Raw genomic sequence first — 24,950 nt, 5'->3', positions numbered from 1 at the left:
ATTGAAGAGCTAAAAAAGGAGGGGAAAATGAATAATCGCTACAAAATCACTCAGTTTCTCCTCTCGTTTTTGATGAGTGTTAGCTTGTTGGTAGGTGTTGGAGCATTGTGTTTGCCGAGGATTTTGGATATTGCCAATGACTATTTGACACAAACTATTTTGGAGGAGACAACTGCTCAGCAAAAAGACAAAAAAATGCTTGAGGAGCAAATGAAAAATCGGCAAGAGAGTCTCAAGCAAAAAGCGTTGAGCGACCCGTATTCTCAAGAAAGTTTGCATGAATTAGAATATGACCCGATTACCGTTCCGATTTATGCGAAACATTTGCTAGGAGAAATTTATCTGCCTGCTATTCGGCAAGTACTTCCGATTTTTGATAACTCAAGCGACCAATTTTTACAACGTGGAGCCGCTTGGCTTGCCAATAGTAGTGAATTGACAGGTGGAGTTGGCAAACATTCCGTTGTAGCAGGTCATTCTGGGATTCCGCACGCAAAATTGTTCAATGATGTGCCAAATCTCAAACAAGAGGATTTGATTGTTTACAAAATCTCAGGAGAATATCTCGCCTACAAAGTTACCTCTCTCCAAAAAGTAACGCCAGAAAACACCCGAACGGTCACACGTGACAACAACAAAGATTTGACTACACTAGTCACGTGTGTGCCAATCGGTGTAAATTCTCATCGTTTATTGGTAACAGGAGAAAGAGTAGACTTCACCCCGAGCATGATGAAAGAAATAGAGCAGATAAAAGAAACGAAAGAAAAAAACAACAGACTCGTTTTGATTGCTCTCGCTATTCTATTTGTGCTACTGTTTTGTTTCTTGCTGTTTATGCACTTCAAACGTAAAAAAAGGTGTAAAACATAACGAACTCTATCAAAGAATGTTTTGATAAGATAAGGAACTAAGTTCAGAGCATTCCGCTCATGCTCTATATGCTCTGGATAGGTGTGCGTATTTTTAGCGAGAAATTTCTTACCCCACATTCTAGTTTTTCGCTAAAAATGCGTAGACCTATCAAGAATATTCTTGATAGAACACTGCTCTACTAAGTTTTTGAAAGGTTCTCTAAAAACTCCGTTTGAGTTCTTTTTCAATAAAAAACGTGAGTTTTTAGAGGGAGTCTTGAATTATTCCTGATAAATATGCGTATTTTTTAGTGAGAAATTTCTTTCTACCCCACATTCTCCTTTTTTCACTGAAAAATACGCAGATTTATCAGAGGATAAATTTCATGAGGAGGATAAAGATGAACAAATTACAAAAAAGCCTATCATTTCTTTTGTTATATCTAGTTTTTTTCTGCACGAGTGTGGTGTATGCGAACAGTGGAACAACGACAATCGTGTTACATGATCGCACTTCACAGGCAGAAGAGGCAAGAGCTGGCACGAATATTGGTGTTTACGAGGTGACCGAATATGTGCGACAAGGGAAAAAAGCAGAAGAAATCGCAGGGATTGTCCGCAGTATTCCGCCGTTTTCGACTTTGACAACAGACAAAGAAGGACTTGCGAAAATTGAGCTTGCGAATAGAAAAAACAACAAGAACACGAGTTATTTATTTTTAGCAACAGACAACAAAAATCAACATGAAATCATTCAGCCGATTCTCTTGAATTTGCCTATTCTCGATGAAAAAGGTCAGTTTTTGACAATATTTGACCTTTACCCAAAACATTATCCATTGTCATTTCCGCTCTTTTTCCACAAGCACGGCTTGTCAATGGAGAGCAATCAAGATTTGGGTGCATTGAGTGGTGCTGTTTTTGTATTGAGCAAACAAGAAAGTGAAGAAGTTTATTTGATGAAATCAGAAACAGGAGCATTGGAATGGACGAGCGAATTTAGAGCGGAGGGATTTCAAAAAGAATCGCTCGATTTTTCAGCTTGCATAGGGGATAGAGAAAATTTTCATTCTTCCTTAGCTTTTTTTGTCAGCGACAACAACGGTCGAGTGTCGACTGGAGATTATAAATTGCCAGCTGGGACGTATAAATTTAAGGAAATAGAACCACCGAGCGGGTATATGCTTGAAGTCTCAAGCGAAATCGTAGCAGAAATTCCACTTGATGTTACAAAAGAAATCATGCTCCATTTGCCAAATAAAAATGGAGAAGAAGAAAATGTTTCACAGGAAAAAGCCATTTACTACAACAAACAACGAGGCAATCTCCCAAATACAAACGGTGTGGAGCAAAAAGTTTCACGAAATCTTTTGCCAAGCACGAATGAAATTATGAGGGCTGGTTGGTGTTTGGTGGGGACGGTTCTTGTGGGGGTGTTTTTCTTGGTGAGGCGAAAAGGAAAATAAAATTCTTAGGAATCCATAAAAACCGATAGCTCTTTATCAACTATCGGTTTTTTATAATTTCTCTAAACAATCTTTGATTCGTTTGTTTTGTAACAAGCGAATCGCATTTGCTAAGCAGTTATACATTTCCTCGGATATGTGATAGCTCCATTCGCAGATGATTGTCCTTTCTCCTGCTGTTTGTGGCGTGTTTGTAATCAAGAAATCTGTCGATTTATCCGTCACGTCTTGCCAAGAAATATTGAGATTGTAGCGGTTTTCTAGGAAAGACTGAATAAATTCCTTTTTGTGTGGCGTGTTTGGCATATCTACGCAAACTTTCACCACAGGCGACTGCTTAAAAGCGAGAATTTCTTTTCCTTTCATATTATGATAAAACAGATAGACCATTGGATAGAAAAGTTGCTGGTTTAATGCAAAGGGCATTTCTTTTTCTTCCTCCTCTTTTACAGAAGAAAGTTTTGTGAGAAAAGAGGAAAGAAACTGATTGGCAACAGGATAATGATAGAGAAAATATTCTTCCCCTTCCAATTCTTCCATCATATAATTTTCTATTTTATGTTGCGGTCCAAATTGTAAAAAACGTGCATATATTTTGTAAACATCCTCTTTTAACATTTGCCAAGCAGGAGTTTCTTGCTCTGCCACGAGAAATTCATCTAATTGTTTTTTCCACAATTCTTCCAACGTACATAAAAAACTGGAATTGAACCATAGTTCTTCTTGTTTAACAGAAAAGTGAAAAATATAACAAAAATTCATTGCAAATCTCGCCTCAAGTTCAATATCTTCTTTTATATTATTGGCTTTTATTGCTGCAGCAATCTTTTCATAGAAAAAATTCATGCTTGGAGAAAAATCTTTTTCTTCCTTTAAATAGGCGTACAACCGATTTTTGTTTAAATGACAATGATTGCGTATGCGATAAAAACAAATCGTTGCAAATAATTCCAAGGCTTTTTCTTCGCCACTTGATAGAGTGGTAAATACAGGTCTTAACCCGTCAATCATGCGTTTAGAAAAAATTCGCATAGCACAGGAAAACATCGCGTCTTCGCTTGATTCGAGCGAAAGCAAGAAGTCGAGTGAAACATTGTAAAAAATCTTGTATAAATAAATTCGCAAATTCCCCTCTTCCCCGCTCAAGAGGAAATCGCTATTTAATGACAAATTGTTTGATGATAAAACTTCGTTTAACTCCTTTACTTTGTTGTAAAGTGTGCTTAAACTGATATTTCCATACGGTAGGCAACTATTGATCCATTCCAAAACGTTACTAGCGGACAGATGATGTCGTTTTGCACCTTGAAAAAGAAGTAAAAATTTTACAGAATGGTGCAAATATTTTTCCAAAAGAAACGAAGGCTGGAAAGGAATTTCTCGATTGATGACAAGGCATTTTCCAGACAATTTGATAGAAATTTTGTCATACAAGTCGTAATTTTGAATATCTGTTGCAATTTCTTCGATATAGCGGTCAAAACTGCGTAAAGATTTTTCGCTTAACGCTAATGAGGGATGTTTTTCAAGAGCCTCCTTGAACCACTTGCTATTAGCGGTTTCGACACACTCATTTTGTAAAAGATATAGCATGAGCAATTTATTTTTGTCTTTTTTATCTAGCAGCTCCAAAAGAATCATAGTTTCCCCCTTTTGTAAAATAATATGTCTATTCATCGTGCTTATTATAACATTATTCAAAAAAAAGCGGTATCTTTTTATTTTCCAAACGAAAAAACTCGAATGTTCAAATGAAACTTTTCTTTTCCTATAATTTCTCCGTATATTAAAAAAGAACAACGCTTTCATAAAAAAGTATCATTCTTTTAGAAGTATCTTTATTTTACCACACACCCAATTTCCTCAAAAATCTTACGATGTTCCAATAAGTCTTCGGCGTGAAGTTGAGGAATATCTTTCATTTTGTATTCACGGTTGAGGTATTCGTATTTTTTTTCACCAAATTGATGAAAAGGCAGTAACTCGACATTTTTCACACCAAGCGAGCTGAAAAGTTGAGCAAATTGCTTGGCATCTTCCAGTGTATCGTTAAATTGCGGAATAATCGGTATGCGAACAATGACTTCCATGTTTGTTTGAAGTGCATAAGTCAAATTTTTTAGGATAGGAGCAAGCGAAGCTGCAACACCTTTTTTATGTTCTTCCTCGTTGTGATGTTTGATGTCAAAATAGCACAAATCAACATAATTTGTCACTTGTTGAAACGCTTTTTCATCTGCAAAACCAGTCGTTTCGATCGCTGTATGAATGTCGCATTGTTTTAGTTGTTTCAATAGTTCTGTGGCAAATTGAGCGTGAAGAAGCACTTCACCGCCAGAAAGTGTCACGCCTCCACCGCTTTCTTCATAAAATACTTGGTCTTTTCGCACTTCTTGTAACACTTCGGCAACTGTTTTTTTCTCCCCAACGATAGTTTCTTTTTTTAATTGATTATCCCACATCATCTCAGGCATACGGTTTTGGCTTTCTGGATTGGCACACCAAAAGCAACGAAGTGGACAGCCTTTGAAAAAGACGACCGAGCGAATACCGGGGCCATCATGCAGGCTGAATTTTTGAATGTTGAAAATTGTCGCTGTAAGTTCACTCATTTTTACTTTCTCCTTCGTGTCTGTCAACGGTGTCGACAAAATCTTTTATTTGCCTACTTGAAGTCTTGTCGTTTTATGAAACCATTATAACACAAAATTATTTCATATAAAACCAAAATAAGTTTCGTAAGAAAAAACGAAGATATTGAATATTTTTCGCTCTGTGGTACAATAATTAGAGATATCCGTTAACGATACATAAAATAAGGAGCAAGCACTATGAAAAGAGAAGATGAAATTATTACGATTGTAAATGAAAGAAAAAAAGTTGAAGTCAATGAATTAGCAGAGATGTTAGAAGTTTCCAGAGTGACTATCCGTAAGGATTTAGATAAATTGGTTGAGCGTGGCATTATTATACGTCAACACGGCTATGCAGAAGTGCCAAATCAAAATGATTTGACTTTTCGCATGAGTACCAACTATGACCGCAAATTGCGAATTGCTCGTATGGCAGCGAAAACAATTCGTAGCGGAGAGACAATTTTGATAGAAAGTGGTTCAACGTGTGCGTTGCTGGCGGAAGAATTAGCGAAAACAAAACGAGATATTACCATTTTGACCAATTCTTGTTTCATTGCTAATTACATTCGTAAATATGAAGGGGTGAAAATCGTTTTGCTTGGTGGAGATTATCAAAAAGATTCACAAGTAAATGTTGGCCCACTTGTCAAGGAAGTAATGAAAAATTTCTTTGTTGAGAAGTTTTTCATCGGAATTGACGGATTTGACGAGGAAAATGGCTTTACAGGAAGTGATATTTCCCGTGTTTCCGCTGTAAAAGATATGGCAGAAGGAGCAAAGCACATCATCGTCTTGACCGATTCAACCAAGTTTGATGCCAGAAGCATGATTTCAGCAGTTCCATTTGAAAGAGTAAGTGAAGTTTTCACAGACAACATGATCAAAGAAGAAACGGAATACTTTTTACAAAACAGAGGGATTTTGGTGTATAAGGCGTAGAGTTTAAAGAGTTCTCTAATTGAAAAATTATGATAAAATAAAAACGAAACAAAAGACAAAATTAGAAAAGGATTGATTACAAAATGATGAATATGGGCAATATGCAACAAATGATGAAACAAGCACAAAAGCTACAAAAGCAAATGGTTGAGGCTCAGGAAAATTTGAGCAAGCAAGAATTTGTAGGGAAATCGCCACAAGAGTATGTAACGGCAAGTTTTACAGGGGATAAAACGTTGAAAAATCTTGAGATTAAAAGCGAAATTGTCGACCCAGAAGATGTTGATTTGTTGAGCGATATGATTGTTATGGCAGTAAATGATGGTCTTACACAAATTACTAAAGCACAAGAGGCGAGCGTAGGGAAATACACGAAAGGTTTGCCTTTCTAAATTGAATGGTATCATTAAGACAAAAAAAGTACGATTTAGTGAGAACTAAGTGGTACTTTTTTGCGTATGACGATAGAAAAAATCTATCTCATCACCCGTTGACTTTGAAACTTTTGGTGTGTAAACTAAAATTTAAGAAAACGCTAGATAAATACTTTCCATATGATAAAGAAAAGATAAATTTCCCAAACAAAAGGTAGTAACCCCTTTCAATTATCCTTTTGTCAGTGATGAATGGTAAGAGTCTTTTTCTATATCTACGCGACAACTAAAAAAATAGAAGGAGAACAGTCAATGAGTACAACAATAAAACAAACAGCACACACTATTTTCAAAGAGTTTATTCAACAACGTTTGCCAGAGTATCAAGCACTTGCCCTTGAAATTCATGCCAATCCTGAAGTGAGCAATTATGAATTTTACTCTTCCGACCTTTTGATTCAGCAGTTGAAAAAAGAAGGGTTTTCTGTTGAGAAAGATGTAGCAGGACATCGGACAGGATTTGATGCACGATATAAGGCAGAAAAAGAGGGGGCAACGCTTGTATTTCTTGCAGAGTATGACGCTTTGGAAGGAATTGGGCATGCGTGTGGGCATAATCTTTTTGGCACGTATTCTGTTTTAGCAGCAAGTGCGTTAAAACAGGTGATTGATGAAGTAGGCGGTGAAATTCGTGTGTATGGCACTCCCGGTGAGGAGGGCGGAGAAAATGGTTCAGCAAAAGGAAGTTTTGTGCGAGAAGGTTATTTTGAGGATGTAGATGCGGCACTTTGTGTTCATCCAAACTATCGCTACACCAAGACAACGCACACACTTGCCAATGATCCAGTAGATATAAAATTTCATGGCATATCAAGCCACGCAGCCTCAGCTCCTGAAAAAGCAATCAATGCACTAGAGGCGTTAATTCAAGTGTTCAATGGCATTAATGGACTAAGACTTCATTTGCCAAGTGATGTCAATATTCACGGCATTATCACAGACGGTGGTAGAGCGGCAAATGTAGTGCCAGATTTCGCCTCAGGAAGATTTTTCTTGCGTGCAAAAAATCGCACAACGCTAAATGAAGTTTATAAAAAAGTTGAAAATGTTGTGCATGGTGCCTCTCTTATGACAGGGGCGAGTTATGAATATGGTTTGTTCCAAAATGCCGTGGACGATACGATTTTAGTTCCAAAATTTGACGAGGTATTTTTCCGTCATCTTGAGGAATTGGCTATTCCAGAGGAAGAAATCGAACGATTAGAGCCTATGAGTAGTATTGGTTCATCAGATGTTGGAAATGTGAGTCAAGTGATTCCAACGATTCAGCCGACAGTATCCATTTCTGATGAGTATATTGTTCCTCACACAGAAGAATTTAAAGCAGCGGCGAAAAGTGAAAAAGGGTTACATTCAATTGCCATTGCAGCAGAACTCTTAGCCCGCACCGCACTTGAACTACTGGAAAACGAGGAAACACTTAATGCGATAAAAGAAGAACACAAAATTAATGTAGCAAGAGGGAATTAAAGAAAAGTGAAGAGGGGCGTTCAGGAGTTTGCAACAGTGAACACTGTCGTTTATATACTCACAACGAAGTTGTGAGCGACATTGTGAACAGTTACCCAACTCCTGCCCCTCGTAGCTAGACAAAGAAAAGCGAAGAGGGGCGATCAGGAGTTTGCAACAGTGAACACTGTCGTTTATATACTCACAACGAAGTTGTGAGCGACATTGTGAACAGTTACCCAACTCCTGCCCCTCGTAGCTAGACAAAGAAAAGCGAAGAGGGGCGATAAGGAGTTTGCAACAGTGAACACTGTCGTTTATATACTCACAACGAAGTTGTGAGCGACATTGTGAACAGTTACCAAACTCCTGCACTTCGCAGCTAGACAAAGAAAAGCGAAGAAGTGCGTTTTGAAGTTTGTCGCAGAGAGCCACAGCATTTACTTGCTGGAAACTTTAGTTTCCAGTGCTGTTGCGAACAGCGACCAAACTTCAGCACTTCGCAGCTAGACAAAAAGAAAAGCGGAGAAGTGCGTTAAGGAGTTTGCAACAGTGAGCCACAACGTTTATTTACTCAAAACGTAAGTTTTGAGCGTTGTTGCGAACAGTTGCCCAACTCCTGCACTTCGTAGCTAGACAAAGGAGAAAATTCATGAAAAAAATAGGCAAATTATTAGGAGTGTTCACACTTGCGACATTGATTTTAGTAGGGTGTGGCAAGGCAGAGAAGAAATCAGAGAAACAAACAGAGGTAGAACAAAAAATCACCGTAAGCTCTCCAACACCGCTATCGACTTTGGATACAACGCAGACAATGGATAAAAATACATTCACAATTGTTCAACATTTATTTGAAGGATTGTACCGTTTTGATGACGAAAGTCAACCAATTCCTGCACTTGCGGAGAAATTAGAGGTGAGCAAGGACGGGAAAGACTATACTTTTACTTTGCGTAAAGATATTCAGTGGAGTGACGGAAGTGTGATTACTTCAAAAGATTTTGCTTTTGCATGGAAACGATTGGTAAATCCTGAGACACAAGGGCCGAATGCTTATCTTTTGGATAGTGTGAAAAACAGCTTGGAAATTCGTCAAGGGAAGTTGTCTATTGACAAAATAGGACTTGAAACGCCAAATGATACGACATTTATCGTTCATCTCAATCAGGCACAACCGTCATTTCTCTCAGTGATTTCAATTGGTTGGCTTGCTCCGCAAAAAGAAGAATATGTCACAAAACTTGGAAAAGAATACGCAAAAAGTAGCGAAAACATTCTTTACTCAGGACCGTTTACGCTAAAAGATTGGACACAAGATTCTGACACGTGGACTTTGGTCAAAAATGAACATTATTATGACAAAAATGCAGTAAAATTGAAAGAAATCAAATGGAATACAATCAAAGATGAACATACAGGCATTGATTTATTTACGACGAAAAAATTGGATTTAGCTAAAGTAAGTGGGCAATATGTGGAGCAATACAAGTTAACGGACGGTTTCACTTCTCAGCAAGATGTTTCAGATGTTTTCATTGATTTCAATAAAAAAGAAGGAACCCCTCTTGCGAACGTACATTTGAGAAAAGCGATTGCTCTAGCGATTAATAAAACAACACTAGAAACAACGATTTTAAATGACGGCTCAAAAGCTCTGAATGGTTTCATTCCGCAATATTTGTATCAAAATCCAGAAACAAAAGAGGATTTTAGAAAATATAGTGGCGAGTACATGAAATATGATTTAGAGGAGGCACAAAAGGAATGGAAGACGGCACAAAAAGAATTGGGCAATGTGCCTGCTCTTTCACTATTGGTTTATGATGATGAAAATGCTAAAAAAGTAGGGGAATTTGTGCAAGCTCAATTACAAGAAAACCTAGAAGGATTGAAAATTGAAATTCAAGCACAGCCGAAAAATAATGCACTTCAAGCAAGAAAAGAGAAGAAATATGAGCTTTCCATTTCAGGTTGGATTGCAGGAAGTAGCGATTTAGACTCTTACTTTAACCTCTATAAAACAGGTTCGGCATACAATTATGGTGGTTATGCAAGTGCCAAGTACACGCAATTAACCGAAGATGCCAGAGTAAAGGACGCCAATGATATAAATAAAGTATTTGAGGAATATAAAGAGGCAGAAGAAATCTTGCTCGCACAAGATACCGCAGTAGTGCCACTATATCAAAGTGCCTCAAACTACCTCATTCGCCCAGAAGTGAAAAATGTAGTTTTCCATTTATATGGGGATTATTACAATTTCAGAACGGCTTATGTTAAGGGGGACTCTAAAAACTCCGATTAAGTTAAAACTAGCAATTGTGGGGAAGTGTGAGTTTTTAGAGATATCCTTAAATAGCACACAGGCATCTCAAATGTTTTTTGAGGTGCCTCTTGCTTGACGAAAAAATAGAGATTATACTGTATTTATCTAAAAAGAAAGTGAGAAAAATATGAACCCAATAGCGAAAAGATTTATTCGATATGCAAAATTGAATACAAGAAGTGATGCAATGAGCATGACGACACCGACAACGATTGGTCAAGTTGAATTTGCTCATGTTTTGAAAAAAGAATTAGAAGAAATTGGTTTAGAAGAAATTTTTTATGACGAAGAAAATGGATTTTTGACGGCGGTTTTAAAAGGAAATCCAGAAAAGACGGCGATTGGATTTATTGCACATTTGGATACGGCAGATTTTAATGCTGTGAATATTCAACCGCAAGTGCATGAAAACTATGACGGCAAGGATATTGTGTTAAATGAGGAGAAAAACATTGTTTTGCGTGTATCAGAATTTCCCAATTTGGCGGATTATCGTGGGGAAACGCTGATTACAACTAATGGCGAGACGTTGCTTGGGGCAGATGACAAGGCGGGGATTGCGGAAATTATCGAGATGATTTTGGCATTGCAAAAAGAGCCTGCACACGCTCGTGGAGATGTTTGGATTGCCTTTGGCCCTGATGAAGAAATCGGGCGTGGGGCAGATTTGTTCAAAGTGGAAAAATTTCCAGTTGCGTTTGCCTATACTGTTGACAGCGGACGAGTAGGGCATTTTGAGTATGAGACTTTTAACGCAGCAGAGGCAGTGATTACCATTGACGGCACGAGCGTACATCCGGGGACGGCGTATGGAAAAATGGTCAATGCACTCAAAGTTGCCGTTTATTACGACACGCTTTTGCCACAAGAAGAAGTGCCAGAGAAAACGAGAGGCAAAGAGGGATTTTACTTGCTTACGCAACTTCAAGGCAGTATTGATTTTGCGGAGTTACGGTATATCATTCGTGATCATGACAAGGAAAAATTCCAAGAACGGAAACATTTTCTCACTGCATTAGTGGAACAAGTCAATCAAGAATTTGACCGAAAACGAGTGAATGTAACGATGACTGACCAATATTACAATATGAAAGAGATTATTGAAAAAAATCCAGCGTGTGTTGATTTTGCACTGAATGCGATGAAAAATCTTGGCATTACACCGATTGTAGAAGCATTTCGTGGCGGAACGGACGGTTCAAAAATTTCATACAAAGGTTTGCCTACACCGAACATTTTTACAGGCGGAGAAAATTTCCACGGACAATATGAATTTATTAGCATAGAAGCTATGGAAAAAGCGAAAAATGTGTTAGTAGAGATTGTTCATTTAGTCGCAAATGATGTGCAGGAATAATGCGTTTTTTTCCAAAAAAGTTTAAAAATTAGTTGAGAATACTCTTACTTTTGTGGTATATTGCTCATAAAGAAAGATTACCGTAAAAGGAGGCTAAAATGAACGAACAACGGCGAGGTACTAGAAGAGAAAGAAGAAAAAAAGAGTCGAAAAAGAAACATTTAGGTTCTATTTTTCTGACGCTTATCGTGCTGGCATTGGCACTAGGCGGGGGATATTGGGCGAAAACATCGTTTTTTGACACGAAAGAGAACACCATTCCAAAGACGAGCGAACAAAAGCCTGCGGTGAAGAACAATGATGAAAAACCAGCAGAACAGCCTTTTCAGCCAACGAACAAAACGATTGGCAAGCGTGATGTGGCAATTTATGACGAAGATTTGACAAGTGCAAAAAATTACACAACATCTGCCTATTATGGCTACGAAGTAAATCTAACGAAACAAGCTACATTAAATAACAAAAAATATTATCTTGCTTCACTAGAAAACCAAGAAATTGGTTGGGTGGAAGAAGAAAGTTTGACGGATGATTTGACGAAAACTTGGGAAAAATTGAGCGAGCCAGCTCTATTCCCGATTTTGATGTATCATCACATTAGCCAAGGCGAGGATTCTCTTTATGTGCCAAAAGAAGAATTTGATGCACATATGCAAGGGTTGAAAGAAAAAGGCTACTACACGCTAACACCAGAGGAGGCGTATTTGGTCTTGACGACCAATAAAGTGCCGAGCAAGAAGATTATTTGGGTGACACTTGATGACGGCTATACAGATGTCTACACAAACGCATTTCCTACGTTGAAAAAATTAGGATTGCAAGCAACGATGAACATTATTACTCAGCCAGAATATCCTGACAACAAAGTAACGAAAGAGCAACGTGCAGAATTGGTCAATTCAGGTTTTGTTCAGCTAGAAGACCACACGCTCAATCATATTGACTTAAACGCATTGGAGCCTGCCGAACAAGAGCGACAAATGAGTGAGTCGAAAAAACTGTTGACAGAGGAAATTCATAGACCCGTTACGACTCTTTGTTATCCTGCGGGACATTATGATGAGACAACGGTTGAAATTGCCAAAAAAGTTGGCTACAAAATGGCAGTTACGACAACATACGGATTTGGTGCAAGCTCAGACGGTTTGCTTGAGTTGACACGTGTCCGTGTTTCCCCGGGAGCAAGTAAAGAAACATTCTTGGCGATGATTGGGGAAAAGTGATTTTTAGAGAAAAATAAGGGTGCCTATAAAAACTCCGATTAAGCCCAAATTAGCAGTTTTGGATAAGCGTGAGTTTTTATAGGCACCCTTAACTCGCATAATACTCGTGTGAAACGAATATTATGCGAGTTTTTTTTGAAAAACGACGACACTAGCGTTCCTCAATTTCAACGTAATTTCTATCACCCAAGACGCTTTCATAAGCAGGGCGGATAATTTTGTTCATGTTGATTAATTCTTCTATGCGGTGAGCACTCCAGCCGACGATACGAGCAATCGCAAAAATTGGCGTATAAAGTTCGTCAGGTAGCCCGAGCATATGATAGACAAAGCCAGAGTAAAAATCGACATTGGCACTTACACCTTTGTAAATATTTCGCTCGCTGGCAATCACTTTCGGAGCAAGTCGCTCGATTTTGGCGTAAAACTCAAATTCGTCATGCAATCCCTTGTCATCAGCTAATTTCCCTACAAATGTGCGGAATAAATCGGCACGTGGGTCGCTAATCGAATAAACAGCATGCCCCATTCCGTAAATCAACCCTTTTTTGTCAAAAGCTTCTTTGCGAAGAATTTTGGCAAGGTATTCCGAAAGTTGTTGTTCATCGCAAATATCCTCAACATTTTCTTTGATGTCACGCATCATCTCGGTCACTTTGATATTCGCTCCACCATGCTTAGAACCTTTTAGGCTGGAAAGAGATGCCGCAACAGTCGCATAAGTGTCCGTGCCACTACTCGTTACTACGTGATTGGTAAATGTCGAGTTATTCCCCCCACCATGCTCCATATGCAAAACAAGAGCCAAGTCTAAAATTTGTGCTTCAATTTCAGTAAATTTCTTATCTGGACGTAACAGACGCAAAATATTTTCCGCCGTAGAAAGTTTTGGGTCTGGGTTGTGAATGTAGAGACTTTTCCTTAATTTTGAATGTGCATACGCCTGATAAGAATAGACAGCTAAAAGCGGAAAGACACTAATCAACAACAAAGATTGATTTAGCACGTTTTCAATCGACAAATCACTGACGTTTGGGTCATAACTTGCGAGCGTTAAAACGCTACGACTCAATTGATTCATGATGTCCTTGCTAGGAGATTTCATGATAACGTCTCGCACGTAGTTTTTCGGCAAGGTGCGTTTGTCAGCAAGTAATTGGCGAAATTCTTTTAATTGTACTTTTGTTGGTAGCTCGCCAAAAAGCAATAGATAGGTGATTTCTTCAAAACCAAAATACTGCCCTTTTTGGAAACCTGCAACTAATTCTTTAATATCAATCCCACGATACTGCAAAACACCTTCGCAGGCAGTCAATTTTCCGTCAATCATTTTCTGACTTTGAATCATCGAAATATTGGTCAAACCTGCCAGCACTCCACGACCGTCAAGGTCACGAAGTCCTTTTTTTACATCATACTCGGAATAATGCACGTTATCAATCTTGCTATTTTTCAAACAAACCTCGCTCAAACGTTGCACATTCTCTTGAATTTTAAATGGTGATTTTTTCATGTAATCCTCCCTTCGTTACAAAACACGTAAGAATATGACTAGGCATACACGTGTTTTATCCGTTACATCAGCAAAATAGTTTATAAACCTTACTTACATTGTAAAGAATTTTCCAAAAAAAATAAAGCGGTAAAAATTTTTAATTCATTTTTTTTACAACTACTAACATGAAACGTTATAATAAGAGGTAAGGTTTTATGCGGAAACACAAAAAATATTAGGAGGTAGAACAATGTTCGACATCGAAACACTCGCACGTTTCCAATTTGCGATGACAACTGTTTTCCACTTCTTTTTCGTTCCGTTTTCGATTGGAATGAGTTTAGTTGTGGCAATTTTAGAAGGTTGTTATGTCAAAACTGGAGATGAGAAATGGAAACTTCAAGCGAAATTCTGGGGCAAGATTATGCTTTTGAGTTTTGCGGTTGGAGTGGTTACAGGTATTATTCAAGAATTTCAATTTGGGATGAACTGGAGCGATTATTCTCGGTTTGTAGGGGATATTTTCGGAGCACCACTTGCAGTTGAGGCTTTGCTCGCATTCTTTATGGAGTCCACTTTCCTCGGACTTTGGATGTTTACGTGGGACAAAATGTCTAAAGGAGTGCATTGGCTCTTTATTTGCCTAGTAACCGTAGGTTCAATGCTCTCAGCTCTTTGGATTTTGATTGCCAATGCCTTTATGCAACACCCCGCAAAAGAAGGGGTTATCTACAAAATGGTAGACGGACATCCGCAATTGAAAAGTTTTGGTGCATTGATTGCCAATACACAAGCGTGGTACGAGTACGCACACGTCATTGCAGCAGCTATTATCATGGGCGGAATGCTCCTTGCGGGAATGAGTGCGTGGCAACTTTTACGCAAAAATGAAGTCGATTTTTTCAAAAAATCTATGCGTATCGGATTTATCATTCTCACAATCGGTACTCTTCTCAGCCTAGGCTCAGGAGACTTGCAAATGCGTGCATTGATGAATGACGATGACCAACCAATGAAATTCGCCGCAATGGAGGGCGATTACGAGGACGTAGGGCAACCGTTAAATAATGGTGAAAAATTTAGCGACTATGAAAACTCAAAAGACAATGCACAATGGACGGCAATCGGATTTTTCAACGAAAAAGAGCATAAAAAAGTGTGGGGAATTGAAATTCCTTACGTGCTTTCTGTTTTAAGTTATCACAAACCGACAGGTGCCGTGCAAGGAATGAATACGGTCAATAAAAAATTAGTTGAAAAATATGGTGAGGACAATTACTATCCAATGGTAACGGCGTTGTTCTGGAATTTTAGAATTATGGCAGCAGCAGGAATGTTATTCTTACTTGTAGGCGTGCTTGGCATTTTGGGAACAGGGAAGAAATTCACCTTTATGTTTGAGAAAAAATTCTGGCTATACGTGACAGGCTTGACACTCTTTGTGCCGTTTATCGCCAATACAGCAGGTTGGCTCATTACAGAACTTGGTCGTCAACCTTGGGCGGTTTATGGATTGATTAAAACGAGAGATGCGATTTCGCCAAACGTTTCATCGGCAAGTCTCTTGATTAGTAACGTCGTTTATTTCTTACTTTTTGCAACGCTTGGTGGCATCATGATTCAGCTTGTTCGCAAAGTATTGCACCAAGGTCCAAGTGCTTTGTTTGAGAAAAAAGAGGAAACGTCTGTCGATCCATTTGAAAAGGAGGCATTTTCTCATGAGTAGTTTACAATTATTATGGTTTATTTTAATTGCAGTTTTATTTAGTGGTTTCTTCTTCCTCGAGGGATTTGACTTTGGTGTGGGAATGAGTTTGACTACACTTGCAAAAGATGAGGACGAAGTCGACCAAGCAATCGCAACAATCGGTCCTGTCTGGGACGGAAATGAAGTTTGGCTTTTAACGGCAGGTGGGGCAATGTTTGCCAGTATGCCTTATTGGTATGCTTCACTTTTTAGTGGCTACTATCTTTTGATGTTCCTGATTTTAGCAGGTTTAATTATTCGTGGCGTGAGCTTTGAGTTTCGTGCGGTTCATCCAGACAACAAGCACAAAGTGCTTTGGGGGAAATTGTGTAGCCTTGGAAGTTTTATCGTGCCATTTGTGCTTGGTATGGTATTCACAAGCGTTATTCAAGGAATGCCAATGGATAAAAAAGGCGACATCACGGCAAGTTTTACTGATTATGTCAACTTGCTTTCAATCGTTGGCGGTGTTGCGGTAACCTTGCTTTGCTACTTGCACGGATTGAACTATTTGGCACTTCGCACAGAAGGTAGTCTTCGTCAGCGTGCAAAAGAATTTGCGAAAAAACTCTATTTTCTTCTTTACGCAGGAGAAGTAGCGTTTGCCGTCTTGCTCATCATCTTTACCGACTTTTTAGAAAAACACCCGATTTCAACGTTAGGATTGCTTGCAGTTATTGTGATTTTGAGCGTTGTTGCACATATGAGTGTGTTAAAAGAAAAAGAGGCGGCAGCTTTTGTGGCAAGTGGTTTGACGTTCGTAGCCTTAGTATCCTTGCTATTCGCAGGACTTTTCCCACGTGTTATGATTGCCAAAGACTCGCAATTTGACATTTTAATTCAAAATGCCTCAAGCTCAGAATACACGTTGAAAATGATGACGATTGTTAGCGTGACAATCTTGCCATTTGTTCTTGCTTATACAGTGTGGACATACTACATTTTCAGAAAACGAGTGACCGCTGAAAGAATCGGGCATTAAGTAGTAATAAAGAATAAGAAAGCGAGCTGGCAAATTGTCAGCTCGCTCAATATATAAAAGCGTAATGGTGCGTTTTGAAGTCTGCAACAGTGAGCCACAGCATTTACTTGCTGGAAACGTAGTTTCCAGTGCTGTTGTGAGCAGTTGCCAGACTTCAGCACCATGTAGCTAGAAAAAGGAGAAGAAAAGCATGATTGAAAAAACATTGTTTCGTTTACCAAATGTCAAAAATATTCTCATGCGTTTGTCTTTACTTGCAGTATTGCAGGCGTTTTTCGTGGCACTTCAAGGTTGGTTTTTAGCAAGTGCAATTACGCACGTATGGCAAGGGGAAAAACTCTCTTCGCAGGTGAAAAATATTGCGTTGTTTCTATTGTTTTATACATTGCGACATATCGCCACTTATGTACGTGAGCAAATGCTTGATGTTTATGCGTATGAGCAGGCGAAAATCATGCGAGAGCGTCTCGTTCAAAAGTTATTTGAAAATCCTTTTCTCGTGCAACAACAAGGAAGTGGAAATGCGACAACCATGGTGCTTGACGGCATTTCAGAAGTGGAAAACTACATACAGCTAACCTTTAGTAAATTGTTAAATATGGCAATTTTTCCGCTGATTATTTTAGGTTTTGTCTTTTATTTGGATAAAACGTCCGCCCTTAGCTTACTTCTTGTGTTTCCGATTATCATTGTTTTCATGATTGTTTTAGGAAAAGCGGCACAGGCAAAAGCAAGTTCGCAGTACAAAAATTTTCAAATTTTAAGCAATCATTTTATCGACTCACTTCGTGGCTTAAAAACACTCAAACTGTTTGGTTTGTCAAAATCTTACACGAATGCTATTTATCAAACGAGCGAACGCTTTAGAAAGTCCACAATGGCAACACTTAGAATTGCGATACTTTCCACTTTTGCTCTTGATTTTTTCACGACACTTTCCGTGGCAATTGTGGCAACGTTTCTCGGGATTCGTCTAATAAACGGAGAATTGACACTTTTTCCAGCACTTACTTGTTTGATTTTAGCACCAGAATATTTCTTGCCCCTCCGAGATTTTGCAGGAGACTATCACGCCACACTCAACGGAAAAAACGCATTTGTGGAAATTCAAAACGTGTTAAATCAAGAGGAAACATTGCTTGGCGAGGAAGAATTTTTTTCAAGTTGGAATGAAGAAAGTAGTTTGTCTATCTCTAACTTAAATTTCTCTTATGAGGAGTTGCCTACAATAGATACGGTTGATTTTCAATGGCAAGGGTATGGAAAAATCGGGATTATCGGTGCAAGTGGTGCGGGGAAATCAACGCTCATTCAGCTGTTAGCAGGTTTTCTCACTGCCAATAGTGGTGAAATTTCACTAAACGACACCAAACTTCAGCATTTAAAGCAACAAGCATGGCAGAAAAATCTTAGTTTCATTCCTCAAGCGAGTTTTCTTTTCTCTGGCACGTTGAGAGAGAATTTGACACTTTACACACCTGAGGCGAGCGAGGAAGATATTGTCCATGCGGTCAAATTAAGTGGTTTGACTTCGTTTCTGGAAAGTTTGCCAGAAGGGCTAAACACCCAAATTGGTCAAGGAGCAAGAGAAGTCAGTGGCGGGCAGGCACAAAGAATTGCTCTTGCACGTGCATTTTTAAGCGAGGAACGACGGATTTTATTACTAGATGAGCCGACGGCTCATTTAGATATTGCCACCGAAATGGAAATCAAAAATGCCATTTTACCGCTTTTTGAAAATCGCCTTGTTTTTCTTGCCACCCACCGTCTGCACTGGATGCCACAAATGGATGCCATTCTAGTGCTAAAAAACGGAAAAGTCGCAGGCTTTGGCACGCATGAAAAATTACTGAGCGAAAATGAAGTTTACCGATCATTGATTGGGGAATTGAGAGGATAAAAACGAGTGAACGAGCTTGGGGCTTGTTTTCCCATCACAAAAAACAAAAAAATGGAATATACAAATATTCCATTTTTTTATTTGACTATTAAATGGACGTTTGATATAATTCAATACAAATAAGCCTATCTCTAAAGATAAGGAGGGAGATTTTGAAAAAGGCGAAGTTAAAAAATTTTGTGTCTGTTGAAGCGGGAATAAGCAAATCAAAAATAGAAGCACGCTGTTCAACGATTTTGAACGACTATTATGACATAGAGGCTTTCCAAGAGGATTATTTTATGATAGAACTTATTGCAAATGAGAAACAAAAGGAGAAAAATAAAGAGTTTTTGTTAAAACTTGGTGATGTGGTGATTAATGTTTCTACTCATTTGGCGGCAATTGTCAGTCAAAAAAATGTTGGGAAAATATTCACCAATAATTTTATACGAGTGAGATTTACGAACGTCTCTCTTGATTCAGGATATTTTCTTTATTTGTTTAATTCTTATTCGGAAGTGAAAAGACAAAAATTGCGGGAAGTGCAAGGAACAAATGCGTCTCAGAGGATTCCGATTAAATCTTTAGAAGAGCTGGAAATTCCGATTCTTCCACTTGAAACTCAACGTGTCATTGCAAAAGCCTATGCCCAAAGCGTGCAACTTCAAAAAAAATTAAAAGATTACGGAGAACATTTAGAACAAATGACAAGTTTAATTTTGGAAGAAAATATGGCGAATTTTTTGGAGGAATAGAACATGAAAAATCAATCAGAATTACAATTTGAAAGAGAAGTCATTGATTACTTGACGAGAATTGGTGACGTGAAACAGTGGGAATATGTAGAAGAAATCAAAACGACAGAACAGTTGTGGGAGAATTTTAAGAGAATTATTGAACAAAATAACCGTGCGAGACTTGAAGGAGAGTTATCACGTACGGAATTTAATCAAGTGAAAAAAATCATTTCCAATCTCGAAACCCCTTACCAAGCAGGGCAATTTTTATATGGCGTGAATGGAGTTTCGGAAATAGAAGTTGACTTGGATAATGGGAAACACGTGTTTTTGATGATTTTTGACCAAACACAAGTTGGGGCTGGGAATACTGTTTATCAAGTGGTGAATCAAATTGAACGACCGAAAATTATAGACGGAAAACCAAACCGAAGATTTGACGTTACACTCTTGATTAATGGGTTGCCGATTCTTCAGATTGAGCTGAAAAAAGCACTTCATAGTACGACAGAATCATTGAATCAAATGGAGCAATACATTGCAGAAAAGCAGTATAGTGGTATTTTTTCTACGTTACAAATTTTAATTGCCATGACCCCTCACGATATTCGCTATATGGCAAATACGCCAAGGGAGAGTTTTAACCGTGCATTTGCTTTTCAATGGCAAGAAGAAGAAAATGCTCACCCGATTCGCTCGTGGCAAACGTTTACGGATAAAGTGCTTTCTATCCCAATGGCTCATGATTTAGCGACTCGCTTTATGGTGCTTGACGGAACGAAAAATAAAGAGAGTATTAAAGTCATGCGACCGTATCAAGTGTATGCGACAAAACGTGTGCTGGAAAAAGTGCAGAAATTTGATTTTTGTTATGATGACGGAAAATTAGGATATATTTGGCATACAACAGGCTCTGGCAAAACGATTACGAGTTTTAAAACGGCATGGCTTGCAAGTCGGCTTTCAAATGTGGAAAAAGTTGTTTTTCTTGTTGACAGAATTGCATTGACCAACCAAACATCTGATGCGTATCAAGCCTATGATCCTGTCGCAAGTTTTGAGGGAAAAACGGGTGTCGTAAGTGATACGGCAAACATTTCTGATTTGCATAGAAAATTAACGAAAAAAAGCGATAAAAATATTATTGTGACAAGTATTCAAAAAATGTCACGCTATGTATCACGAGAGAGTTTTCAGCCGATAAATAAAAATATTCTCTTTATCGTAGACGAGGCACACCGTTCAACTGGAGACGGAAATGCTGAAAATGAAGGAATGCTTGAAAGTATTCGGAAATCTATTCCAAATGCTGCTTGGGTGGGGTATACGGGAACGCCAAAATTTCCTGAGACAAAAGAAATTTTTGGGGAATTACTTCATGCGTACACCATTAAAGAGGCGATTGCTGATAGGAATGTTCTCGGTTTTAATGTGGAATTTAAAGAAACGATTGAACCGCCAAAAGATGTAACGGAAGAAGATATTGACGACAATATTCGTGCAAGTGTGTATGACGTTAGCCCTGAACACGTCGAGTTGGTTGTAAAAGATATTTTTGACAACTGGCACAAGCGTTCAAATGATAAAAAATATAACGCTCTGTTCACCGTTCATGTCGGTGGGAATAAGGCGAGTACACCTCGGGCAATGGAATATTTTGATAAATTCCAAGAAGAAAATGCCAAACGTCCTAAAAAAGAGAGATTGAAAGTTGCAGTGAGTTTTTCAGCCGATACGTCGAATAGTGTCCGTCAGTTGAAAACGAATGAAAATCTTCACCGTGCAATCAAGCACTATAATACTCTGTTTAAAACGGCATTTGATATGACAAGCGTAAAAGATTATACCGACGACCTTGCAAGACGTTTGAATAAAACTGCAGATGACGGGAATTATCTTGATTTGGTGATTGTCGTTGACCAACTATTGACTGGGTTTGATGCTCCAGAGATGAATACACTCTATATTGACCGCACGTTAAAAGGAGGCAATCTCATTCAAGCTTATTCACGTACGAATCGTATGCACGATTTTATTGCTAAACCGTCTGGGATTGTCGTGAATTATCGCTGGCCAACTCAAAATGAATATGAAATGAACAAAGCATTTGCCACGTATTCCAATCGAGAATCTGCCGCAGAACAGCAGTCTCTTGACGTGTTGAAACAAGAAAATCAAGAGGCAGGTATCATCAGCAAACCATTTAAAGCGGTTGAGCAGGAGATGAAAGATGTAGTGCAAAAGTTATCAAATTTAACCGATGAATTTCAACAGTTGCCACGGAGTGAAAAAGACCAAGATAAATTGTTTGATATGCTAAAGGAGTATAATCGCTTAATTAGCCAGTTAAAACAATACACTACCAATGAGAAAGACCCTGAAAATTCTGGGTATGAAAATCCTGAAGATTTTTATGAGAGCGTTGGAATTACCGAAGAAGAAGAAGTCATTTTAACGACCGTTATCGCAGGAGAGTTGAAAGAACGTAGAGCAAAACGTGAGGATATTGACATTTCTCAAGTCAATTTATCAATGGTGCATGTTCATGATGTAACGATTAATTATGATTATTTGGTTGAGCTGATTGCGAAAATGGCAGATGAAGTTCATGCAGGTGAAATGGAGAAAGCGAGCAGTACACGTGAAGAAATTCATATTGAAATTGCGAAAAGTGAGAATGAAAAAGAAAAATCAAAAATGCGGACGTTTGTTTCCAAGATTTTCACAAAAGAATTTGTGTTTGATCGCTACCCCGCACCGAGAGATGTTGAGTCAATGAATCAAGCAATGGAACAGGCACAGAGTGATAGCAATATCAAACAAATCACGCATTTCATTCGGACTTGGGGGCTGGATAACAGCATTATGCCAAAAGACTTGGCACAGCTTGTGAAAAAACACCGCTTAGGAGAAGAAGATATGGATAAGCAAGGAGAGCTTACCAATATGATGAACAACGCAAAAGCTGACTATCCGTCAATCGCCTCTCCAGAAGTGGCAAACTTAAACTGGGTTCGCTACCGTATTCAATTTCGTAAGGCTTTTTATGAAATGGCAGACGAGATAAAAAAAGGGGAATAATTGGCTTTTTAAAGGTTGGAGGAATATCTTTTTCGTATTACTTCATCCTTTATGATTCAAGTGTGAAAAAAAGAAAGGTACCTTTAATAAGATGAAAGTATTTAAAAGTTTAGAAGAACAACTTGAGTATCTTAAAGAAAATAAAAAGATTTTATTTTATGATTCAACTTCTGCACAAAATTATTTGTTGTTGCATAATTATTACAATGTTGTAAGTTGTGGAAAAGTGAAGTTTGCGAGAAGTTTTACGGAAAAGAAACATGAGTATCAAGAAAAAAACTTTAGTGAATGGCAAGAATATTATGAGCTAGATTTAAGAGTGTCAAAGAAAGTTATTTCAAAAATTTTAGAGCTAGAAAAAGAAATTAATTCTAAATTGGCATATTATCTAAGTGAAATGATAGAATATGAACAATTGACACTAGGATTGAAAGAAGAAGTAAAAGGAATCTTGAATAAAGAAATTAGCAATGGAAGAAAAGACTATGATTTTCAAGAGACATGGGTATATGTGACAAAGTCTACATTTGGTACCGTAGTGAAGTTGTTGGATATTTTGGATAAAGACACACAGGAGAAAATTTGTCCGAAAAGTTATAATCTCAAAATGATAAAGGAATTGAAAAATTTAAGAAATAATTTGTTTCACCTTACACCACTAAATGTGTACTTGACAACAAATGAGCGAACGAATCACCAAAATAAATTGCGACGGGTACAGCTTTTGAGAAAACTATTACCAAATGATGTTGAGCTTGGAGAAATTATAAAAAATGCTAATCGTTTTAATAAGATGAAAAAAGAAAAACCCGCATAAGCGGGTCAAAGAAACAAATGTTTGCTTTTTAATACTTTAATAGTATTTGATAGCTAAATTATAGCAGTTAAAAAAGAAATGTCAAACAAAATATATTGTGATAATTATTTATTGAAACTTTATCGTGAATAAAGTAAGCTAAAAAAGTGAGTAAAGAGTGACGGATATGAAAATTATTGCTAAAGAGGCAGAAAAAAGTAAGTTAAAAAATAACATCAGACTTGATAAAACACTCAAAAGTATAATAAAGGAGCAAATAAATGGATAAAATAACAAATATACCAGAAATAAGGTTCGACGGATTCACTGACGCTTGGGAACAGCGTAGGTTGGGGGAGGTTGTAGATATTCGCTCTGGTAGAGATTACAAACATTTAAATAAAGGAAATATTCCTGTCTATGGAACTGGTGGTTATATGCTTAGTGTTGATGAAGCATTATCTTATGAAGATGATGCTATCGGAGTTGGACGTAAAGGCACTATTGATAAACCGTATCTATTAAAAGCTCCATTTTGGACTGTAGATACTTTGTTCTTTTCAATCCCGAAAACTGATTATGATTTATATTTTGTTAATGATATTTTCCAAAGAATTAATTGGAAACAATTAGATGAATCAACAGGAGTTCCAAGTTTATCGAAAACAGCTATTAACGCAGTTAAAGTCCAAGTTCCAACTTTTGAAGAACAAATCAAAATCGGCAATTTCTTCAAACACCTCGACCACCTCATCACCCTTCATCAGCGTAAGCTAGAATTACTTTATGAAACAAAACAAACATTTCTCTCTCAAATGTTCCCGAAAGGAGAGGAAAGTGTTCCAGAAATTCGGTTTGAGGGATATGCTGACGCTTGGGAACAGCGTAGGTTGGGAGATACTGTTGTAATCTTTGCAGGTGGAGATATTGATAAAAGTAAACTTAAAAAAGTTGGAAAATATCCTGTTTTAGCAAACGCATTAACAAATGATGGTATTGTCGGATATTATGATAGTGATTTTCGTATTGAAGCTCCAGCAGTAACAGTTACTGGTCGTGGAGATGTAGGGTATGCAAAAGCAAGAAAAGTTAATTTTACTCCTGTTGTTCGCTTACTAGCAATTAAATCAGATAATGATGTAGATTTTTTAGAAAATGCGATTAATAATCATAAAGTGCTGGTTGAATCTACTGGTGTGCCACAGTTGACATCACCTCAACTTGCGAATTATAAAATATTATTTCCTACTATTGGAGAACAAACCCAAATCGGCACATTCTTCGCCGCTATCGACCACCTCACCACCCTTCATCAGCGTAAGCTAAATACACTAAAAGAAATCAAAAAAACGTTGTTGAAAAAAATGTTTGTATAAAATAACAAGAAATAAATAAAAGCGTAATGGTGCGTTTTGAAGTCTGCAACAGTGAACCACAGCATTTACTTGCTGGAAACGTAAGTTTCCAGTGCTGTTGTGAGCAGTTGCTAGACTTCAGCACCATGTAGCTAGAAAAAATAAAAGCGAAATGGTGCGTTTTGAAGTCT

Annotated in this window: 19 protein-coding genes; 16 read left to right on the top strand and 3 right to left on the bottom strand. The window is 37.9% G+C overall.

What is annotated here, in order from left to right; all coding sequences use genetic code 11:
• Nucleotides 1-27: 27 nt before the first annotated feature.
• Nucleotides 28-873, top strand: coding sequence for a class C sortase (locus B5D30_RS05385; protein ID WP_078807014.1), 846 nt, complete (start codon nt 28-30; stop codon nt 871-873).
• 382 nt (nt 874-1,255) lie between these two features.
• Nucleotides 1,256-2,320: a pilin N-terminal domain-containing protein gene (locus tag B5D30_RS05380; protein WP_078807013.1), complete on the top strand. Its 1,065-nt coding sequence runs from the start codon at nt 1,256-1,258 to the stop codon at nt 2,318-2,320.
• A 51-nt stretch (nt 2,321-2,371) separates the two neighbouring features.
• On the opposite strand, the gene B5D30_RS05375 is transcribed toward B5D30_RS05380, so the two are convergent.
• Complete coding sequence (locus tag B5D30_RS05375; protein WP_159443218.1) at nt 2,372-3,961, bottom strand: helix-turn-helix domain-containing protein; 1,590 nt, start codon at nt 3,959-3,961, stop codon at nt 2,372-2,374.
• Nucleotides 3,962-4,158: 197 nt separating this feature from the next.
• Complete coding sequence (locus tag B5D30_RS05370) at nt 4,159-4,932, bottom strand: glycyl-radical enzyme activating protein (RefSeq protein WP_078807011.1); 774 nt, start codon at nt 4,930-4,932, stop codon at nt 4,159-4,161.
• Between the two features lie 219 nt (nt 4,933-5,151).
• Here B5D30_RS05370 and B5D30_RS05365 point away from each other — a divergent pair, with 219 nt between their 5' ends.
• From B5D30_RS05365 to B5D30_RS05340, 6 genes are all read left to right on the top strand, one after another.
• Nucleotides 5,152-5,895, top strand: coding sequence for a DeoR/GlpR family DNA-binding transcription regulator (locus B5D30_RS05365; RefSeq protein WP_078807010.1), 744 nt, complete (start codon nt 5,152-5,154; stop codon nt 5,893-5,895).
• Between the two features lie 83 nt (nt 5,896-5,978).
• A complete protein-coding gene (locus tag B5D30_RS05360; RefSeq protein WP_078807009.1) occupies nt 5,979-6,287 on the top strand; it encodes a YbaB/EbfC family nucleoid-associated protein in 309 nt (102 codons plus the stop codon).
• A gap of 294 nt (nt 6,288-6,581) precedes the next feature.
• A complete protein-coding gene (locus B5D30_RS05355) occupies nt 6,582-7,799 on the top strand; it encodes a M20 family metallopeptidase (protein WP_078807008.1) in 1,218 nt (405 codons plus the stop codon).
• Between the two features lie 631 nt (nt 7,800-8,430).
• Complete coding sequence (locus B5D30_RS05350) at nt 8,431-10,083, top strand: peptide ABC transporter substrate-binding protein (protein ID WP_078807007.1); 1,653 nt, start codon at nt 8,431-8,433, stop codon at nt 10,081-10,083.
• Nucleotides 10,084-10,231: 148 nt separating this feature from the next.
• A complete protein-coding gene (gene pepT, locus B5D30_RS05345; protein WP_078807006.1) occupies nt 10,232-11,461 on the top strand; it encodes a peptidase T in 1,230 nt (409 codons plus the stop codon).
• A gap of 98 nt (nt 11,462-11,559) precedes the next feature.
• The gene (locus B5D30_RS05340; RefSeq protein WP_078807005.1) at nt 11,560-12,684 is read left to right on the top strand and encodes a polysaccharide deacetylase family protein; all 1,125 of its coding nucleotides are present in this window, start codon (nt 11,560-11,562) and stop codon (nt 12,682-12,684) included.
• A 151-nt stretch (nt 12,685-12,835) separates the two neighbouring features.
• On the opposite strand, the gene B5D30_RS05335 is transcribed toward B5D30_RS05340, so the two are convergent.
• Nucleotides 12,836-14,197 carry a citrate/2-methylcitrate synthase gene (locus B5D30_RS05335; protein WP_078807004.1) on the bottom strand — a complete coding sequence of 454 codons (1,362 nt, stop codon included), beginning with the start codon at nt 14,195-14,197 and terminating at the stop codon, nt 12,836-12,838.
• 232 nt (nt 14,198-14,429) lie between these two features.
• Between B5D30_RS05335 and B5D30_RS05330 the strand changes: the two genes are divergently transcribed.
• The 8 genes from B5D30_RS05330 to B5D30_RS05300 all read left to right on the top strand — a co-directional run bounded on the left by B5D30_RS05330 (nt 14,430) and on the right by B5D30_RS05300 (nt 24,780).
• Entirely contained in the window at nt 14,430-15,905 is a 1,476-nt protein-coding gene (locus B5D30_RS05330) for a cytochrome ubiquinol oxidase subunit I (RefSeq protein WP_078807003.1), read from the top strand.
• A complete protein-coding gene (gene cydB / locus B5D30_RS05325) occupies nt 15,898-16,908 on the top strand; it encodes a cytochrome d ubiquinol oxidase subunit II (RefSeq protein ID WP_078807002.1) in 1,011 nt (336 codons plus the stop codon). The genes B5D30_RS05330 and cydB overlap by 8 nt, the downstream gene beginning before the upstream one ends.
• 34 nt (nt 16,909-16,942) lie before the next feature.
• Entirely contained in the window at nt 16,943-17,080 is a 138-nt protein-coding gene (locus B5D30_RS13535; RefSeq protein WP_159443217.1) for a hypothetical protein, read from the top strand.
• Between the two features lie 18 nt (nt 17,081-17,098).
• Nucleotides 17,099-18,808, top strand: a complete 1,710-nt coding sequence (gene cydD, locus B5D30_RS05320; RefSeq protein ID WP_078807001.1) for a thiol reductant ABC exporter subunit CydD — start codon at nt 17,099-17,101, stop codon at nt 18,806-18,808.
• Between the two features lie 152 nt (nt 18,809-18,960).
• Nucleotides 18,961-19,545, top strand: coding sequence for a restriction endonuclease subunit S (locus B5D30_RS05315; protein WP_159443216.1), 585 nt, complete (start codon nt 18,961-18,963; stop codon nt 19,543-19,545).
• A gap of 3 nt (nt 19,546-19,548) precedes the next feature.
• Nucleotides 19,549-22,608 (top strand): type I restriction endonuclease subunit R, encoded by a 3,060-nt coding sequence (locus tag B5D30_RS05310; protein WP_078806999.1) that lies wholly within the window; start codon nt 19,549-19,551, stop codon nt 22,606-22,608.
• 91 nt (nt 22,609-22,699) lie between these two features.
• On the top strand, nt 22,700-23,425 hold the full coding sequence (locus tag B5D30_RS05305) for an Abi family protein (protein ID WP_078806998.1): 726 nt from the start codon (nt 22,700-22,702) through the stop codon (nt 23,423-23,425).
• A 260-nt stretch (nt 23,426-23,685) separates the two neighbouring features.
• Nucleotides 23,686-24,780 (top strand): restriction endonuclease subunit S, encoded by a 1,095-nt coding sequence (locus B5D30_RS05300; protein WP_078806997.1) that lies wholly within the window; start codon nt 23,686-23,688, stop codon nt 24,778-24,780.
• Nucleotides 24,781-24,950 lie beyond the last annotated feature (170 nt).

It is taken from the genome of Pilibacter termitis (assembly GCF_900167335.1).
Classification (GTDB): Bacteria; Bacillota; Bacilli; order Lactobacillales; family Streptococcaceae; genus Pilibacter; species Pilibacter termitis.
The sequence above is the reverse complement of the archived record's forward strand: the minus strand, read 5'-3'. Positions and strand labels throughout refer to the sequence as shown.

Bases quoted from the DNA above. Each gene is read 5' to 3' on its own strand.
- B5D30_RS05385 (WP_078807014.1), top strand. From the start codon at position 28: ATGAATAATCGCTACAAAATCACTCAGTTTCTCCTCTCGTTTTTGATG.
- B5D30_RS05380 (WP_078807013.1), top strand. From the start codon at position 1,256: ATGAACAAATTACAAAAAAGCCTATCATTTCTTTTGTTATATCTAGTT.
- B5D30_RS05375 (WP_159443218.1), bottom strand. From the start codon at position 3,961: ATGATTCTTTTGGAGCTGCTAGATAAAAAAGACAAAAATAAATTGCTC.
- B5D30_RS05370 (WP_078807011.1), bottom strand. From the start codon at position 4,932: ATGAGTGAACTTACAGCGACAATTTTCAACATTCAAAAATTCAGCCTG.
- B5D30_RS05365 (WP_078807010.1), top strand. From the start codon at position 5,152: ATGAAAAGAGAAGATGAAATTATTACGATTGTAAATGAAAGAAAAAAA.
- B5D30_RS05360 (WP_078807009.1), top strand. From the start codon at position 5,979: ATGATGAATATGGGCAATATGCAACAAATGATGAAACAAGCACAAAAG.
- B5D30_RS05355 (WP_078807008.1), top strand. From the start codon at position 6,582: ATGAGTACAACAATAAAACAAACAGCACACACTATTTTCAAAGAGTTT.
- B5D30_RS05350 (WP_078807007.1), top strand. From the start codon at position 8,431: ATGAAAAAAATAGGCAAATTATTAGGAGTGTTCACACTTGCGACATTG.
- pepT (WP_078807006.1), top strand. From the start codon at position 10,232: ATGAACCCAATAGCGAAAAGATTTATTCGATATGCAAAATTGAATACA.
- B5D30_RS05340 (WP_078807005.1), top strand. From the start codon at position 11,560: ATGAACGAACAACGGCGAGGTACTAGAAGAGAAAGAAGAAAAAAAGAG.
- B5D30_RS05335 (WP_078807004.1), bottom strand. From the start codon at position 14,197: ATGAAAAAATCACCATTTAAAATTCAAGAGAATGTGCAACGTTTGAGC.
- B5D30_RS05330 (WP_078807003.1), top strand. From the start codon at position 14,430: ATGTTCGACATCGAAACACTCGCACGTTTCCAATTTGCGATGACAACT.
- cydB (WP_078807002.1), top strand. From the start codon at position 15,898: ATGAGTAGTTTACAATTATTATGGTTTATTTTAATTGCAGTTTTATTT.
- cydD (WP_078807001.1), top strand. From the start codon at position 17,099: ATGATTGAAAAAACATTGTTTCGTTTACCAAATGTCAAAAATATTCTC.
- B5D30_RS05310 (WP_078806999.1), top strand. From the start codon at position 19,549: ATGAAAAATCAATCAGAATTACAATTTGAAAGAGAAGTCATTGATTAC.
- B5D30_RS05305 (WP_078806998.1), top strand. From the start codon at position 22,700: ATGAAAGTATTTAAAAGTTTAGAAGAACAACTTGAGTATCTTAAAGAA.
- B5D30_RS05300 (WP_078806997.1), top strand. From the start codon at position 23,686: ATGGATAAAATAACAAATATACCAGAAATAAGGTTCGACGGATTCACT.